We start from the raw sequence: 16,746 nt of genomic DNA on the forward strand, positions 1-16,746 counted from the left end.
GATCACCAGTCGCGGTCGTAGCCTCGGCCGCATGGCCACCTCCCCACTCCTCGACGACCTGCGTGCCGCGCTCGGGCCGGACGCGGTGCTCACCGATCCTGACCTGCTGCGTGGGCACGAGCGGGACGAGGCCGACCTGTGTGCGTCGGCGACACCGCTGGTGGTGACCCGGCCGCGCGGCACCGAGGAGGTCGTCGCGGTGGTCCGGGCGGCCGGGCGGCACGGCGTACCGGTGGTGCCGCAGGGTGCGCGTACCGGGTTGGCGGGCGGGGCGAACGCGGTCGACGGCGCGGTGGTGATCAGCACCACCGCGATGACCGCGATCCTGGAGATCGACCCGGTGAGCCGGATCGCGGTCGTCCAGCCGGGAGTGGTGAACGCCGCGCTCACCGCGGCGGTGGGTGAGCACGGCCTGTGGTACCCGCCCGACCCGGGCTCCTGGGAGTCGTCCACCATCGGCGGCAACGTCGCCACCAACGCGGGCGGGATGTGCTGCGTCAAGTACGGCGTGACCACCGAGTACGTGCTCGGCCTGGAGGTGGTGCTCGCCTCCGGCGAGGTGCTGCGCACCGGACGGCGGACCGCCAAGGGGGTGGCCGGTTACGACCTGACCCGGCTCTTCGTCGGCTCGGAGGGCACCCTCGGAGTGATCACCGAGGTGACCGTGGCGCTGCGGCCCGCGCCCGCGGAGTCACTGACCCTGGTGGCCGTGTTCGGCTCGACCGCGAACGCCGGCGAGGCGGTGGCCCGGATCGCCGCCCAGGGTCTCTCCCCCAGCCTGCTGGAACTGCTCGACCGCACGCACCTGGCGGCGATCGAGGCGTACCGGCCGATGGGGTTGCGCACCGACGCCGAGGCGCTGCTGCTGGCCTCGGCCGACACCGGCTCCCGGGCGGCGGCGGACCTGGCCGAGTTGGCTGCGGTCTGCGAGGCGGCCGGTGCCGAGGAGGTGTACGCGGCAAGCGACGCGGTGGAGGCCGCCGCGCTGTTGCAGGCCCGCCGGTCGGCGCACCCGGCGATGGAGAAGTACGCCGCGGACGTGTACCCCGGCGGCAGGGGTGGTCTGATCATCGACGACCTGGCGGTGCCCCGGGGAGCCCTCGCCGCGCTGCTCGACGGGGTGGCCCGGATCGCGGCGGAGTGTCGGGTGCCGATCGGCGTGGTCGGTCATGCCGGCGACGGCAACATGCACCCGAACATCGTGGTCGACCGGGCCGATCCGGCGAGCCTGGAGCGCGGCCGGCGGGCCTTCGACGAGATCATGCGGTTGGGGCTGGACCTGGGTGGCACGTGCACCGGTGAGCACGGCGTCGGCCTGCTCAAGCGGGACTGGCTGGCCCGGGAGATCGGTCCGGTGGGCGTACGGGTGCACCAGGCGATCAAGGCGGCGCTCGACCCGACCGGCCTGCTCAACCCCGGAAAGGTGCTCTGACCACGCCGCACCGGCGCCGCTAGCTGACCATCTCGGCCGGCGTGTTCTGGGTGAGCAGCAGCAGGATCTCCTCGGCCACCGGCGGCCGTTCCTCCCCCGGGCAGTCCTGCGAGGTGATCAGACCGGCCGCGGTCAGCAGGGTGGAGGTGAGAGCGCCGACGCAGCTGACTCGATAGCCCCGCGCCTCGTCGGTCTCCCGGGCCAGGTCCGGCTCGGCCAGCAGTTGCTGGAGACGCTCCCGATGCTCCGCAGTCAGCTCGCCGGTCGAGGTGACCCCGTCGCCGGCACAGTCGATGCACTCCCAGCGCCCGTCCGGCTCCACATTGAGGGTACGCAGCGGACCGTCGGGCCCGTCGTTCTGCAGCAGGCTGACCCGTCCCTTGCCGGTGGTGGCGGCCCCCGCGCCACCGGGTTGCTCGGCGGCCGGCGCACTCGCCTCCGCGGACGGTTCGGAGTTGTCGCCGAAGGGTGCACAGCCACTCGCAACGATCGCCAGCAGAGCGATGCCGGGCAGGAAGGCCAGTCGTGATCGGGAAAGCGCCATCACTCGCGGAACTTACCCCACCGTAGGTAGGCAGCGTAACCCGTTGGATGGACATCCATGCCCGACGATCTCCAGAGTGGAGCGGTCAGCGGGTCAGATCCGCCGCGCCGTCGTCGGCCCCCCGATCCGCAGGGTAACCGCGCACGTCCGGAGCGCCGAGCCGGGCGGCATCCGCGGTGGCGTCGTCCGGCATCAGCTGGGACTGTCGCTCGGCCTCCACCCGGGCCCGGTAGTGGGTCACCTCCCGCGCCCGGCGGGCCGCGTCCCAGCCCAGCACCGCACCCATCAGCTCGGCCGCGTGCTCGGCCGACTCCAGGCCCCGGTGTGCGGTCTCGATCGAGATCCGGGTACGCCTGGTCAGCACGTCCTCCAGGTGCAACGCCCCCTCGGCGCGCGCCGCGTACGTCACCTCGGCGGCGAGGTACTCCGGCGCACCGGCCAGCGGGGAGGCCAGCAACGGATCGGCGTCGACCAGGGCGAGCAGGTCGAGGGTGAGGCTGCCGTAGCGTTCCAGCAGGTGCTCCACCACACCCACCGGCAACCCGTGGCGGCGGGCCAGATCCGCCCGGTCCCGCCACATGGCCGCATACCCGTCCGCGCCGAGCAGCGGCAGGTCGGCGGTACGCGAGACCCGGGTACCGCCGAGTCGACGCACCGCCCGGTCGACCACGTCGGCGGCCATCACCCGGTACGTCGTGTACTTGCCGCCGGCCACCAGCAGCAGCCCGAGCATCGGCTCGATGACGGCGTGCTCGCGGGAGAGCTTCGAGGTGGAGTCCGCCTCGCCGGCCAGCAGCGGACGCAGCCCGGCGTAGACACCTTCGATGTCGGCGGTGGTCAACGGGCGGTCCAGCACCGTGTTGACCTGCCGGAGCAGGTAGTCGATGTCGCTGGCTGAGGCCGCCGGGTGAGAGCGGTCCAGCCGCCAGTCGGTGTCCGTGGTGCCGATGATCCAGTGCCCACCCCACGGGATGACGAACAGGACACTTGTGGCCGTACGCAGGATCAGCCCGGTCTCGCCGGTGATCGCCGAGCGGGGCACCACCAGGTGTACGCCCTTGGACGCCCGTACCCGGACACCCGGCCGTAGCCCGACGTCGTTGAGCATCCGGGACATGTCGTCGGTCCAGACACCGGTGGCGGCGATGACCGTGCGGGCGCGTACCTCGAACTCGGCCTCGGGTGCGCCCGGGGGTGCCTCCAGGTCGCGAACCCGGACCCCGGTGACCTCCCGGGCCTGTCGGATCAGGCCGACCGCCCGGGCGCTGCTGACCACGGTCACGCCCAGGCTGGCGGCGGTGCGGGCCAGGGTGATCACCAGGCGGGCGTCGTCGACCTGCCCGTCGTGGTAGCGGATCGCGCCGGCCAGTCCGTCGGAGCGCAGGCTCGGGAAGACGCGGCGGGCACCCTCCCGGCTCAGGTGCCGGTGCAGCGGCATGCCCCGGCCGCCGCCGAAAAGGCCGGCGAAGGCGTCGTACGCGGCCACCCCGGCACCGTAGTAGGCCCGCCGCAGCAGTCGGGCGGGCAGGTCGCGGGCGCCCTGACCGGCGGGCAGCGGAACCAGGAACGGCACCGGCCGCACCAGGTGCGGTGCCAGCCGGGTGGCGAGCAACCCGCGCTCGGTCAGCGCCTCGTGCACCAGGCCGAACTCCAACTGCTCCAGGTAGCGCAGGCCGCCGTGGATCAGTTTGCTGGACCGACTGGAGGTGCCGGCGGCGAAGTCGCGGGCCTCGATCAGGGCCACCTTGAGGCCCCGGGAAGCGGCGTCGACAGCCGCGCCGGCACCGGTCACCCCGCCCCCGATCACCAGCACGTCGAACCGCTCGGCGCGCAACCGACGCAGGTCGGCGGCGCGGCGAGCGGGCGAGAGCTGCCCGGCAACGGACCGCTGAACGTTCGGATCACGCACCCGTCCACGTTAACCGTCCCGGTCCGCCACCGACACGTGCCGGCCCGGGCACCCCGATCAGTCGCCCGACAGATCCGTCCCGACGGCTGGCTGGCTGCGTCGTACTGTGTGCGGATGCGGGCGGAACCCACCACACCCGGCTCGACCGGTAGCCCCTGGGCGATCGTCGCGGCGGTCTTCGCCGGCTGCTGGACGGTCATGGTCACGGTCCTGGCGCAGACCGGCGGCTGGACCGTCGACCAGGTGGTGCTGATCGGCGGCCTGGACCGGCTGGTGCCGCTCTGGCCGGTGGTCTGCCTGCTCACCGTGCTGCTGATCGCCACTGCGACGCTGCCGTTGGCCCTCGTTCCCCGCTCGGCGGTGGTCCGCGTCACCGGCCGGGTCTGGGTTGCCGGCGCGCTCGTGCTCGGCCTGCTCGGGCTGCTGCGGACGATCCCCCCGGTGCACCACGAGGCGTACCTCGCCGCGCTGGCTCTCGTGGCCATGCTGCTGGCGGTGGTGACGACCCGGCTGCCGTTCGGCGGTCCGGGGAACGGGACCGGGCCGGACCCGACGGCGGTCGGACGACCGGCCCGACTCGCCGCGCGCCCGTCGGTGGCGGCCCTGCTCGCGGTGACCGCCGGGCTCGCCCTGCTGCTGCCCTGGGTCTGGTGGGGCGCGCTCGGCGGGCTGTTGGAGACCATCCTCGCCGGGCTGGCCGCAGCGGCCGTCGGCGTGCTGGCCGCGACGCTGCTCGACGCTCGGTTCTGGGGCCGTTTCGAGGCCGGCGAAACACCTCGGCCGGCCCGGCTGGTGCTGCTGGGTGGGCTCGTGGCCGGGGTGGTGCTGCTGCTGGTGGGTGCCGGCACCGGCCACTCCGGCGCGCAGCTGCCGCTGCTGGTGACGCTGCCGCCGGCCGGCTTCGCGCTGGCCGCGCTGCGGGCCATGAGCTGCCGGCCGGTCGCCGGACGCGGCGTCGCCCACCCCGGTACCGGGCACGACGTGCCGGATCAGCTGGCAACCGCCGTCGTGGCCCGCCGTCCGGCCGGGGTGACCGGCCGGGCACCGGCTGCCTGGCTGGTCGGGCTCGGCGTGTTCGGCCCGCTGGCGTTCACCGATCCGGAGGAGGTCAGCCTGCTGCTGGTCGGCACCCGCGACGTACCCTTCTGGGTCGCCGTCGCGGCCGGGGCCGGACTCGCCGTCGCACTGGTGCTGGCGGCGGGATACGGCCTGCTGCTGGCGCGATGCGCGGCCAAACCGCCGAGCCGGGCGCTGGCCGGGGCCAGCGTGCTCACGCTGCTGGTCACGGTCGGTTTGGTCGGCGCGACCGCTGGCCAGCCGGGACTGCACGGGGAGCGGCTGTTCGTACTGCTGCGGGAACAGGCGGACCTGAGCGGTGTGAGCGGCGGGCCAGGTCGGGCCGGCCGGGACGCGCGCGCCGGGGAGGTCTACCGGCGGCTTGTCGACACCGCCGACCGAACCCAGGCCGACCTGCGCCGGGACCTGCGCCGGGCCCACTTGCCGCACACCCCCTACTACCTGGTCAACGCGATCGAGGTAGCTGGCGGCCCAGCGGTACGGGCCTGGCTGTCCCGCCGGCCCGAGGTGGCCCGGGTACTGGTCAGCCAACGCCTTCGTCCGTTGCCGGCGCCCGCCGACACCGCCACCGGCAGCGCCCCGGCCCCGTCCGGCCCGCCGTGGCACATCACCATGATCGGCGCGGATCGGGTCTGGTCCGAACTCGGCGTCACCGGCGCGGGGGTGACCGTGGGCAGCTCCGACTCGGGGGTGGACGGACGGCACCCGGCCCTGGCCCCGGGCTTCCGAGGCGGCGACGACTCGTGGTTCGACCCGTGGAACGACACCGGGCCACCGACCGACCGCAACGGACACGGCACCCACACGATGGGCAGCGCCGTCGGGCGGGACGGCATCGGCGTGGCCCCCGGCGCCCAGTGGGTCGGCTGCGTCAACCTCGACCGCAATCTGGGGAATCCCGCCGGCTACCTCGACTGCCTCCAGTTCATGTTGGCGCCGTTCCCGCCGGGCGGTGACCCGTTCCGGCAGGGGCGGCCCGCCCGGGCACCGGAGATCCTGACCAACTCGTGGGGCTGCCCACCGATCGAGGGCTGCGATCCTCGGGCGCTACAGCCGGCCACAGCAGCGCTGGAGGCGGCCGGGATTCTCGTCGTCGCGGCGGCCGGCAACACCGGCCCGTTCTGCCGCTCGGTGCAGGATCCTCCCGCACCGTACGCGGACGTGCTCACCGTCGGCGCGGTGGACGACCGGCGGCGGGTCACCGCCTTCTCCTCCCGTGGCCCGACGGTCACCGGGACGACGAAACCGGATCTGATGGCGCCAGGGGCGGAGGTCATCTCCGCGATGCCCGGCGGCGGGTACGCCGTGCTCGACGGCACCTCGATGGCCACCCCGCAGGTGGCGGGGGTGGTCGCGTTGATGTGGTCGGTCAACCCGGAACTCGTCGGCGATCTGGATCGGACGCGGCGGATCCTGCGCGAGACGGCCGAACCGATCGGGACCAGCGACTCGGCCGGGGGCCAGACCGACGAGTGCGGCGGTCCGGCGAATCTCGTCGGCGCCGGCCTGGTCGATGCGTACGCGGCCGTCTCGGCGGCTCGTGGTTGATCGGCCACGACCGATCGCACCCAACGCGAGCAGTACTCGCCCAAGGGTTATCCGACCCGCTCCGGACCTGCTATCTTGCGGCTTCATGCACGGTCATTCGTCCGGGTCGGCGGCTCCCCTCCCGCCGTCGTCGGCAGCCCGCTGGCGGGGCATGGCCCTGCTGATCCTGCTGGGGGTACCGGCTCTCGTCGTGGCGCTGTGCTGCGGGGTGGTCCACGTGGTGACCAGGTCCGCCACCGACGACCCGTTCGGCCAGCGCGGTGGCGTCACCGGCCCACCCTGACCCGGGGTCGCCTGCGCGGCGCGACGGCCATTCATGTTTGATGGGCCGAACCGGCCAAAAAGGGCAGAAGGTAAGATAGATCCCGATAACGCCATTCGCCCGTCGCGGCGCCCGACGCGCCCTACCGTTTCGGTAGAGGAGGCAGCGATGAGCATGGACGACGACGAGGCCCGGGAAGCCCCACCGGCCACCTGGGCCACGGTCCACGGACTCCCCGGCCAACTGCCGATCGACCGGCTCGACTACGGCGACGCCGAGCAACTGGCCGAGATGACCGGGGTGGACGAGCCACCCGAGGAGCCCCTCATCCTGGTGGACGAGCCGGTTCAGCACCGCCCGCCGTACGACCGGGCGCGGAAGCGACGAAACCAGCGGCCGCTGCCGACGTAGCGCCCGGGCGACCGCGCCGACCAGGGCCAGTGGCCATCGACACAGCGGAAGGGGCGGACCGCTGACGCGGCCCGCCCCTTCCGGCGTTGGAGCTGGACTCAGAAGTCCATGTCCCCGCCGCCCGGGCCAGCCGGGGCGGCCGGGGTCTTCTCCGGCTTGTCCGCCACGACGGCCTCGGTGGTGAGGAACAGCGCGGCGATCGACGAGGCGTTCTGCAGTGCGGAACGGGTCACCTTGGCCGGGTCGATGATGCCCGCGGCCAGCAGGTCGACGTACTCGCCGGTCGCGGCGTTGAGACCGTGACCCGAGTCGAGGTTGCGGACCCGCTCCACCACGACGCCGCCCTCAAGGCCGGCGTTCACGGCGATCTGCCGCAGCGGGGCGTCCAGCGCGATCTTGACGATCTGCGCGCCGGTCGCCTCGTCGCCGGCCAGGTCGAGCTTGTCGAAGGCGGTCTTGCCGGCCTGCACCAGCGCGACACCACCACCCGGGACGATGCCCTCCTCGACGGCGGCCTTGGCGTTGCGGACCGCGTCCTCGATGCGGTGCTTGCGCTCCTTGAGCTCGACCTCGGTGGCCGCGCCGACCTTGATCACCGCAACGCCACCGGCCAGCTTGGCCAGCCGCTCCTGCAGCTTCTCCCGGTCGTAGTCGGAGTCGCTCTTGTCGATCTCGGCCCGGATCTGGTTGACCCGGCCCTGGATCTGCTCGGCGTCGCCGGCACCGTCGACGATCGTGGTCTCGTCCTTGGTCACCACGACCTTGCGGGCCCGGCCCAGCATGTCGAGGCTGACGGCGTCCAGCTTGAGGCCGACCTCCTCGCTGATGACCTGGCCACCGGTGAGGATGGCGATGTCGGTGAGCATGGCCTTGCGGCGGTCACCGAAGCCCGGCGCCTTGACGGCGACCGACTTGAAGGTGCCCCGGACCTTGTTGACCACCAGCGTGGCCAGGGCCTCGCCCTCCAGGTCCTCGGCGATGATCAGCAGCGGCTTGCCGCCCTGCATGACCTTCTCCAGGATCGGGAGCAGATCCTTGACCGACGAGATCTTGCTGTTCGCGATCAGGATGTACGGGTCGTCGAAGACGGCCTCCATACGCTCCGGGTCGGTCATGAAGTAGGCCGAGATGTAGCCCTTGTCGAAGCGCATGCCCTCGGTGAGCTCAAGCTCCAGCCCGAAGGTGTTGCTCTCCTCGACGGTGATGACGCCTTCCTTGCCGACCTTGTCCATCGCCTCGGCGATGATCTCGCCGACGCTGGTGTCACCGGCGGAGATGGAGGCGGTGGAGGCGATCTGCTCCTTGGTCTCGACGTCCTTGGCGAGCTTCAGCAGCTCCTCCGAGACGTTTGCGACCGCAGCCTCGATGCCCCGCTTCAGGGCCATCGGGTTGGCACCGGCGGCCACGTTGCGCAGGCCCTCGCGAACGAGTGCCTGAGCCAGGACGGTCGCCGTCGTCGTGCCGTCACCGGCGACGTCGTCGGTCTTCTTGGCGACCTCCTTGACCAGCTCGGCGCCGATCTTCTCGTACGGGTCCTCGAGCTCGATCTCCTTGGCGATGCTCACACCATCGTTGGTGATGGTGGGGGCACCCCACTTCTTCTCGAGCACGACGTTGCGGCCCTTGGGGCCGAGGGTCACCTTCACGGCGTCGGCGAGCTGGTTCATGCCCCGCTCGAGGCCGCGGCGCGCCTCTTCGTCGAACGCGATCATCTTGGCCATACGGCGTTGTCCTCCTGGACACTCACGGGCCACCCGAGTGTGTGCCCCGGATGGGCCGTCTGGTGTACGCACCTTGGGACGTCGCCACCTGGCGACGGCGACGTCTCCTCGGCCGGGCCGGATAGCCCGCGACGACCGGCCACGTGCCTCACCCGCGGTTATGTCACGGGTGCGACCGCAGCCCCACCGTCCCGACCAGCTGGCACTCACGCCATGCGAGTGCCAATGACTTGTTTAGCACTCTGCCCTGCCGAGTGCAAGCACGACGGCCCGGGTCAGCCGAGTTCGGCCGCCAGTTGGCTGGCGTTCACCGGGCCCTCGTGCGCCCGCTGCTCGGCGTAGGTGACCACGAGCCCGACCAGCTGCGCGAGGTACGCCGGCAGCGCCACCACCGCGACCACCGCGATGGTCAGCACCACACCCACCGTCGTACCCGGCGAGTCCAGCGGAGTGGCACCGAACGGCAGGATCGCCAGCGACTCGATCAGGCTGGCGATCACCGAGACACCGATCACGGCGGCGCCAACCAGTGCCACCCGACCGAGCAGCAGCCCCAGCCGGTCACGCAGCATCCGATGCGACCGGCTGAGCGGATCGTGCCGCTCGAACAGGTAGACCGGGCCGGCCATGGCCAGCGCGAACGCCGCGTACACGCCGGGCAGGAAGCACAGGCAGAACCCGAAGGTGACGATCAGGGTGATGAGCAGTGTCCAGCCCCACAGGCCGAGCGCCCGACGCATCCCGTAACGCAGGGCGGCGCCGACGCCGACCGGCTCGCCGGCCGCCTGTCGGGCGATCACCCAGGTGCCGGCGGCCCAGCCGACCGACTGCACCAGGCCGAGCAGCAGGCTGCCGCCGACCAGCACGAACAGGAGTGTCGCGAGATCCGTCCAGAAGTTGGCCGGCAGCGCGGTGGAGTCGCCGGCGAGTTGGGCGTCCCAGCGGGCCGAGGGGTCCACGGCCAGCGCGAGCACCGACAGCACCGTGGCCGGCAGCACCTGGGTGAGCACGAGAATCGGCAGCAGTGGTCGCCAGCCCCGACGGGCGGCGCCCACACAGCGCGCGAACCAGCCACCCAGCCCGACCCCGGGCGGGGTGACCAGGGCGTCAGCGGGGTCGAGACCGTAGCCTGCGGGGTGGTACCAGCCGTAGTTCGGCTGCCCTGGATATGGCGGCTGGCCGGGATACGGCGTCATGCCGACGTGAGGCGGCGGCGCGGGATGGCCCGGCTGCCCGCCGTACGGCGGCGGACCGTAACCGGGCGGCGGACCGTAACCGGGCGGCGGACCGGGCGGCCCGGGCGGTTGCGGTTGGTCCCCAGGCGAGGAGGACGGACCGGTCGGGGGCGGCTGGTCGGACATGGGATCTCCTCAGCAACGGCTGGTTCGGCCCATGATCTTCCCTTGTGGGGCACCGGCACCGCAGCCCCCTCCGGCGATGGTCACGCCACCCCGACGACGATCGGTCGCCTGGGGTGGGTCGTCCGCGCTCAGGCGATGACGCGTACCCGCTCGGCCTGCGGGCCCTTCTGGCCCTGGGCGATCTCGAACTCCACTCGCTGACCGTCGTCCAGCGCCTTGTAGCCGTCCATCTCGATCGCGGAGAAGTGGACGAAGACGTCCTGCCCGCCGTCGACGGCGATGAAGCCGTAGCCCTTTTCGGCGTTGAACCACTTCACGGTGCCTTGTGCCACGGTGTTTTCCTCACTCTGCACGGCGTTCCACTACCTCGGGCGCCGGCGCACCGGCACCCGGAAACCACCGGTTTCGGCAAATCCGCGACGACCGCTGAAACGGGTGACCGAAATCGCACGCTACACGAAGAGTGACGACGGCGCACGACCACAAATCGGGCGTATTGCGATCACCCGTATCGTCGTACGTCATTGTGATAAGCATGCCGGCATGACGAACCTCGCCGACGGAACCGGGCTGCGCCGGGCCGTCATCCGCCGGGTCGAGCCAGCCGACGCAGCTCGGATGCGCGCGCTGCGCCTGGAGATGCTCGCGGACGCGCCGCTGGCGTTCCTGGAGACGATCGCCGAGGCCGCGGCCCGACCCCACGCCGAGTACGCCGCCCGGGTCGCCCGGGTCTCCGCCGGCCCGGACACGGCGCAGTTCGTGGCGGATCCGGGCGGCCGGCTGGTCGGGCACGCCGGTGGGATGGCGCACCCGACCGAGCCGGGGGTGACCGTGCTCTACGCCGTCTACATCACCCCGGAGTGGCGGCGCACCGGCCTGCTCGCGGACCTGGTGAGCGGGGTGGCGGGCTGGTCCCGGGCCTGCGGACGCCCCGAGCTGATGCTTGAGGTGGTGGTCGGCAACGACCGCGCCTGTCGGGCCTACCAGCGGCTGGGATTCGTCGACACCGGCGTCCGCGTACCGCACCCGAACATCCCCGCCCTGCGCGAACTCCAGATGCGCCGGGCGGCGTAGGTCCGACGGCCGATCCCGGCCTGGTGGTTCCGAGGCGGGCCCGGAGCCACCACCGCAACCCCTCAGACGTGCCGGCGGCTCTGCACGATCCGGAACCGGTTCGCCACGTACGCCCCGTCGGTCAACGCCGAGTTCGCCGCCGCGTTCGCGCCGCTGCCGTGGAAATCGGAGAACGCCGCCGACTGGTTCACGAAGACGCCGCCGGTGAGGTTGGCCGACAGGTGCACCCCGACCTCGATCGCCGCCGCCTCGGTGGCGTCCAGCACCGCGTCGTCGGTGGCGTAGACCGCCGCGGTGAGCGCACCCTGCTCACCCACGGTCGAGCGGAGGATCTCCAGGCTGTGCGCGGTGGAGTCGGTGGCGATGGCGAAGGAGATCGGCCCGAACCACTCCCGGGAGTAGGTCGCGGTGTCGCCGGCGTCCAGCTTGACGATCGTCGGCGTACGCACCACGGCGTCCGGGAACGACGGGTGCTCGACGGTACGCGACTCCAGCACCGGCGAACCGACCTTGGCGACCTCGTCCAGCCGCTCCAGCACCCCGTCGTTGACGATCGCCCCGGTCAACTCCACTCCCCGGGCCGGATCGCCGGTGAGCTTGCCGACCGCCGCGGCGATGCCCCCGGCCACCTCGTCGAAGCTCTTGTGTCCCTGGTCGGTGTCGATGCCGTCCCGGGGGATGAGGATGTTCTGCGAGGTGGTGCACATCTGCCCGCTGTAGAGCGTCAGCGTGAAGCCAAGGTTGCGACACATCCCGGCGAAGTCGTCGGTGGAGTCGATCACCACCGTGTTGAGCCCCGCCTTCTCGGTGTACACCGCCGCCTGGCGGGCGTTGGCCTCCAGCCAGTCGCCGTACTCGGTGGAGCCCGTGAAGTCGACGATCCGGACCGCCGGGTGCAGGGCGAGGGTCGACGCGAGCTGCTCGCCCGGCGCCTCGGGCGCCAGCAGCACCAGGTTCGGGTCGAAGCCGGCCTCGGCGAGCACCTCGCGGGCGTACCGCACGGTGACCGCCAGCGGCAGCACGGCGCGCGGGTGCGGCTTGACCACGACGGGGTTGCCGGTGACAAGCGAGGCGAACAGGCCCGGGTACGAGTTCCAGGTGGGGAAGGTGTTGCAGCCGATGACCAGGGCCACACCCCGGGGCACCACGTGGAAGGTCTTGGACATCCGCAGCGGGTCGCCCTTGCCGGCGGCCTTCTCCCAGCCGGCGGTGCCCGGGTGCCGGGTCATCTCCGCGTACGCATAGGCGAGCGCCTCCAGCGCCCGGTCCAGCGCGTGCGCGCCGCCGGCCTGGAAGGCCATCACGAACGCCTGGCCGCTGGTGAACTGGACCGCGTTGGCCAGCTCGAAGATGTTCTTGTGCAGCCGATCGAGGATCTCCAGGCAGACACCCACCCGGGCCTGCGGGCCGGCGTCCCGCCAGGCCGGCAGCGCGGCGGACGCGGCGGCGACCAGCTGGTCGGCCCCGGCGTGTGGGTACCGCACGTTCAGCGCGACGCCGAACGGGCTGTGCTCGGTGGCGACCCGGTCGGCACCGCCCGGCTGGTCGAGCGGAAAGTCGGCGCCGAGGTACGCCTCGAAGGCGGCCTTGCCGTCGGCGGCGGCGGTCTCGCCGTACACCCGTGGGCTCGGTGATTCCGGGTAGGCGGACCAGTATCCCCGCTCCGTGATCGCGGTCAGCGCGCGGTTGAGGGTCTCGGCGTGCCTGGCGTAGCAGGGGTGCGGGGTCTCCGTCATGCCCGCCATCATGCAACACGAAGCCCTCAGATCAGTAGGGGCGTGTCACAACTTCAGATGGTCAGCTGCCAATCGGTCCAGGCGTCGACCGGACGGAACCCGAGCTGCTCGTTGATGCTGATCATGTGATCGTTGACCGCCGCGTTCCAGGTGTCGATCGCGGCCAGGGCCGGCTCGTGGGCAAGTGCGTGCCGAAGGTTCTCGACCTTGACGAGCAGGCCGAGGCGGTGCCCCCGGTGTGCGGGGTCGACGATGGTGATCTCCTGCCAGGCGTGCCACGGCGTCGAGGGGCCCCTGTCGATCATCGTCCAGGCGACCATCCGGCCGGTCGCCTGGTGCACCGCGCCGACGTGGTAACGCCGTCGGCCCCGCAATCGCTGGATCCGCTCGATCTCCCGCAGCCGCGCGGCATCCACCTGCTCCGCCTCGATCGCGAGATCTCCCATCGGCGCGTCTACGAGCAGCCGGCTCTCCAGCCGGGCGATGTCGACCACGTATTCCTCGGCCACCGGCCCCCGCCAGGCCACCGTCCGGTAGCCGGCGGCCCGGGCGCGGGCGGCGTCGTGCAGGGCGGTCAGGGCCGCCGGGTCGAGTCGCGTGGTGTCCAGTCGACGCCGCACCTCGGCCAGCGCGGCCTGCGCTCCGGCCGCCGCCGCGAAGGCCGCCCCGGGCGCCTCGCGCGCCGGTCCGCCGGGTAGCGACCCGGAGGTCTCACCGATCAACCGCTCCCGGCCGTGCTCGGCGGCCACCTTCCGGGCGTACGCCAGCAGTGCTCGGCCCACTCCCCGCCGCCGCTGCGCCGGATCGACGGTCAGCTCGACGGTGGCGATGCCGGTGTTCTCCAGTTGCGGCAGCCGCATCCGCAGGTGGCCGGCCACCTCGCCGGCCCGCCGGGCCAACGCCTGATGGATCACGTTGCCGTGCGGCGGATGGGCGACCAGGAGCCCGAACTCGGTCCGGTCTCCCACCGGCAGATCGGGCAGGTCGACCGCCTGCGCCGCCGCGACAACGCGGTACGCCTCGTCGAGCGCCGCCTCGTCGGTGGACTCGTACGGCATGACGGCGATGTCCATGGCCGTGAGCGTGCCGGCACCGCCCCGGCGCCGCCACCAAATTTCGCCGGTCAGAGGTTGAGCTGCCAGTTGCTCCACCGGTCCCGCACCCGGAACCCGAGCTGCTCGTTGATGGCGATCATGTGGTCGTTGCTGGCCGCGTTGAAGGTGTCGATCACCCGGACGCCCGGCTCGTGGGCGAGCAGGTGTCGCAGGTTTTCGATCTTGGAAAGCAGGCCCAGACGGTGACCCCGGTGCTCCGGGTCGACGATGGTGATCTGCTGGAACGAGTGCCAGTCCGCGGCGGCACCGACGTCCAGCAGCGTCCACGCGACCAGCCGACCGGACGCCGCGTGACGGACTCCCACGTGGTAGCGCCGCCGCCCGCGCGCTTCCAGCGCCAGCTCGGTGCCGCGTAGCCGTTCGGCGTCGACCCGCTCCGGCTCCCACGCCAGGTCGCCCATTGGCGCGTCGGCCAGCAGCCGCCCGTCGAGGTACGCCACGTCGGCCGCCAGGTCGTCGGGAGTACGCCCGCGCCAGCGCAGCACCTCGTAGCCGACCGCCCGGCCCCGGGCCTCGGCCAGCAGCGCGTCCAGCGCCACCTGGTCAAGATCAGCGATGTCGAGACGCCGCCGCACGTCGGAGAGGGCATCGACCGCGCCGATGGCTGCAGCGAACGCGTTACCCGGCGATCGACGGCCGGGCTCGTCGGCAAGCTCCGCCCGGCTCATCGCGCTCACCCGTTTGCGCCCACGCTCGCGCAGCAGGCCGAGCCCGTGTTCGGCCAACGCTCGACCCACGCCTCGGCGGCGTTGCGCCGGATCCACGATCAGCTCAGCGGAGGCGTTCTCGGTGTTGTCCAGCTGCGGCAGGTCCAGCCGGAGGAAACCGGCCGGCTCACCATCGATCCGCGCCAGCAGCATGATGGTTTCGTAGCCCGGCATCGGATGGCGCAGCAGGGCGGTGAATCGTTGCCGGCAGAGGGGTGGAAAGTCCGGCTCATCGGCGGCCACCTGCGCGGCACCGACCTGATACGCCTGCTCGATGGCCGCCTCGTCGGCGGCCCCGACCAGGGTGATGGTGATGGTCATGCCGGCAGCCTGCGCCAGTGACAGACGAACGGGCCAGCGAATTTCGCTGGCCCGTTCGGAACGTTGGTCGGGAGGGACGATCGCACAACGCCTCCGGCGCTGGGTCGTAAAGACTGAAAGTCTACGGCGAAGCGCCCTCCCGCACGGAGCATTTTGCGCCGTCCGTTTGCGGCCGTCAAGTCCCTGGCGGCGTGTTTCGCTCACTCCCTGCGAATTCCCGCTTACTCAGCCGCCATCACGGTCAGCTCAGCAGGCCCGCATCCCGAGCTGCCCGCAACGACGGCTTGATCCGGTGGGTGGGGCCCACCTCACCGGCGACCGCGTCGAGCGTCTTCAGCCCTTCGCCGGTGTTGAACACCACTGTTTCGGCGGTCGGGTCGAGCCGCCCCGACTCGACCAGCTTGCGCAGCACCGCCACGGTCACCCCGCCGGCCGTCTCCGCGAAGACCCCGGTGGTACGCGCCAACAGGCGCACACCTGCGCGAATCTCGTCGTCGTCGGCGTAGTCCATCCAGCCGCCGGTGCGACGCACCGCCTCCAGGGCGTACAGCCCAGCCGCCGGATCGCCGATGTTCAGCGACTTGGCGATGCCGGTGGGCTTGACCGGGGTGATGGTGTCGGTCTCGGCGTGCAGCGCGGTGGCGATCGGGTTGCAACCGGCCGACTGCGCGCCGAACACCTTCCAGCCGCCGGCCGGGGCCTCGACCAGGCCGATCTCGACCAGCTCACTGAACGCCTTGTCGATCTTCGTGAGCAGTTCGCCCGAGGCCATCGGGATGACCACCTGGGCGGGGATCCGCCAACCGAGTTGCTCGGCCACCTCGTAGCCGAGCGTCTTGGATCCTTCCGCGTAGTACGGCCGCACGTTGACGTTGACGAACGCGGTGTCCTCGAACTCGTCGGTCTCGACCAGCTCGCCGCAGAGCCGGTTCACGTCGTCGTACGAGCCGTCGATGGCGACCAGGTCGCCGCCGTAGACGGCGGTGGTGACCACCTTGCCCTGCTCCAGGTCACCGGGAATGAAGACCACGGACGGCGTACCCACCCGGGCGGCGTGCGCGGCGACGGAGTTGGCCAGGTTGCCGGTGGAGGCGCAGGCGAACCGGGAGAAGCCGAGCGCGCGGGCGGCGGTGAGCGCCACCGACACGACCCGGTCCTTGAACGAGTGGGTGGGATTGGCGCTGTCGTCCTTGACCCACAACGGGGCGGTGATGCCCAACTCGGCGGCGAGCCGGTCGGCGGCCACCAGCGGGGTGAACCCGGGATCCAGGGTGACCCTGGTGGCCGGATCCTGGCCGACGGGCAGCAGGGCGGCGTACCGCCAGAGGTTGCGCGGGCCAGCCTCGATCTGCTCGCGGGTGACGGTGGCGAGCGCGGCCGGATCGTAGTCGACCTCCAGCGGGCCGAAACACTCGTAACACGCGTGCTGGGCGGCGAGCGGGTAGCGGGCCGAACAGGCCCGACAGACCAGGGCGCGAGCGGGGCTGGCGGCGGTGTCGATGCCGGACGGGGCGAGCGTCGACGTCAT

General features: G+C 72.0%; 14 protein-coding genes. 5 read left to right on the top strand and 9 right to left on the bottom strand.

What is annotated here, in order from left to right; all coding sequences use genetic code 11:
• Positions 1-31 precede the first annotated feature (31 nt).
• Positions 32-1,432 (top strand): FAD-binding oxidoreductase, encoded by a 1,401-nt coding sequence (locus KBX00_RS08000; RefSeq protein ID WP_210824850.1) that lies wholly within the window; start codon positions 32-34, stop codon positions 1,430-1,432.
• Between the two features lie 19 nt (positions 1,433-1,451).
• Here the strand turns inward: KBX00_RS08000 and KBX00_RS08005 are convergent, their stop codons facing one another.
• Together KBX00_RS08005 and KBX00_RS08010 are read right to left on the bottom strand one after the other, a co-directional pair.
• The gene (locus tag KBX00_RS08005; protein ID WP_210824851.1) at positions 1,452-1,976 is read right to left on the bottom strand and encodes a hypothetical protein; all 525 of its coding nucleotides are present in this window, start codon (positions 1,974-1,976) and stop codon (positions 1,452-1,454) included.
• Between the two features lie 85 nt (positions 1,977-2,061).
• The gene (locus KBX00_RS08010) at positions 2,062-3,885 is read right to left on the bottom strand and encodes a glycerol-3-phosphate dehydrogenase/oxidase (protein ID WP_210824853.1); all 1,824 of its coding nucleotides are present in this window, start codon (positions 3,883-3,885) and stop codon (positions 2,062-2,064) included.
• A 114-nt stretch (positions 3,886-3,999) separates the two neighbouring features.
• On the opposite strand from KBX00_RS08010, the gene KBX00_RS08015 reads away from it, so the two are divergent.
• The 3 genes from KBX00_RS08015 (at position 4,000) to KBX00_RS08020 (ending at position 7,183) form a co-directional block, all read left to right on the top strand.
• Complete coding sequence (locus KBX00_RS08015; RefSeq protein WP_210824855.1) at positions 4,000-6,510, top strand: S8 family serine peptidase; 2,511 nt, start codon at positions 4,000-4,002, stop codon at positions 6,508-6,510.
• 151 nt (positions 6,511-6,661) lie between these two features.
• A complete protein-coding gene (locus tag KBX00_RS29165) occupies positions 6,662-6,793 on the top strand; it encodes a hypothetical protein (RefSeq protein WP_268968058.1) in 132 nt (43 codons plus the stop codon).
• Between the two features lie 153 nt (positions 6,794-6,946).
• Positions 6,947-7,183, top strand: coding sequence for a hypothetical protein (locus KBX00_RS08020; protein ID WP_210825255.1), 237 nt, complete (start codon positions 6,947-6,949; stop codon positions 7,181-7,183).
• A 98-nt stretch (positions 7,184-7,281) separates the two neighbouring features.
• Here KBX00_RS08020 and groL read toward each other — a convergent pair whose 3' ends face one another.
• From groL to KBX00_RS08035, 3 genes are all read right to left on the bottom strand, one after another.
• Positions 7,282-8,904, bottom strand: coding sequence for a chaperonin GroEL (groL, locus tag KBX00_RS08025; RefSeq protein WP_164448544.1), 1,623 nt, complete (start codon positions 8,902-8,904; stop codon positions 7,282-7,284).
• A gap of 275 nt (positions 8,905-9,179) precedes the next feature.
• Entirely contained in the window at positions 9,180-10,100 is a 921-nt protein-coding gene (locus KBX00_RS08030; RefSeq protein WP_210824857.1) for a hypothetical protein, read from the bottom strand.
• Positions 10,101-10,393: 293 nt separating this feature from the next.
• Positions 10,394-10,597: a cold-shock protein gene (locus KBX00_RS08035; protein ID WP_013288855.1), complete on the bottom strand. Its 204-nt coding sequence runs from the start codon at positions 10,595-10,597 to the stop codon at positions 10,394-10,396.
• 211 nt (positions 10,598-10,808) lie between these two features.
• On the opposite strand from KBX00_RS08035, the gene KBX00_RS08040 reads away from it, so the two are divergent.
• Positions 10,809-11,339, top strand: a complete 531-nt coding sequence (locus KBX00_RS08040) for a GNAT family N-acetyltransferase (RefSeq protein ID WP_210824859.1) — start codon at positions 10,809-10,811, stop codon at positions 11,337-11,339.
• 62 nt (positions 11,340-11,401) lie between these two features.
• Here KBX00_RS08040 and paaN read toward each other — a convergent pair whose 3' ends face one another.
• From paaN to thrC, 4 genes are all read right to left on the bottom strand, one after another.
• Positions 11,402-13,075, bottom strand: coding sequence for a phenylacetic acid degradation protein PaaN (gene paaN / locus KBX00_RS08045; RefSeq protein ID WP_210824860.1), 1,674 nt, complete (start codon positions 13,073-13,075; stop codon positions 11,402-11,404).
• Positions 13,076-13,128: 53 nt separating this feature from the next.
• Positions 13,129-14,148: a GNAT family N-acetyltransferase gene (locus KBX00_RS08050; RefSeq protein WP_210824862.1), complete on the bottom strand. Its 1,020-nt coding sequence runs from the start codon at positions 14,146-14,148 to the stop codon at positions 13,129-13,131.
• A 50-nt stretch (positions 14,149-14,198) separates the two neighbouring features.
• Positions 14,199-15,218, bottom strand: a complete 1,020-nt coding sequence (locus KBX00_RS08055) for a GNAT family N-acetyltransferase (RefSeq protein ID WP_210824864.1) — start codon at positions 15,216-15,218, stop codon at positions 14,199-14,201.
• Between the two features lie 241 nt (positions 15,219-15,459).
• On the bottom strand, positions 15,460-16,746 hold the full coding sequence (gene thrC / locus KBX00_RS08060) for a threonine synthase (protein ID WP_210824866.1): 1,287 nt from the start codon (positions 16,744-16,746) through the stop codon (positions 15,460-15,462).

It is taken from the genome of Micromonospora sp. C95, assembly GCF_018070465.1.
Classification (GTDB): Bacteria; Actinomycetota; Actinomycetes; order Mycobacteriales; family Micromonosporaceae; genus Micromonospora.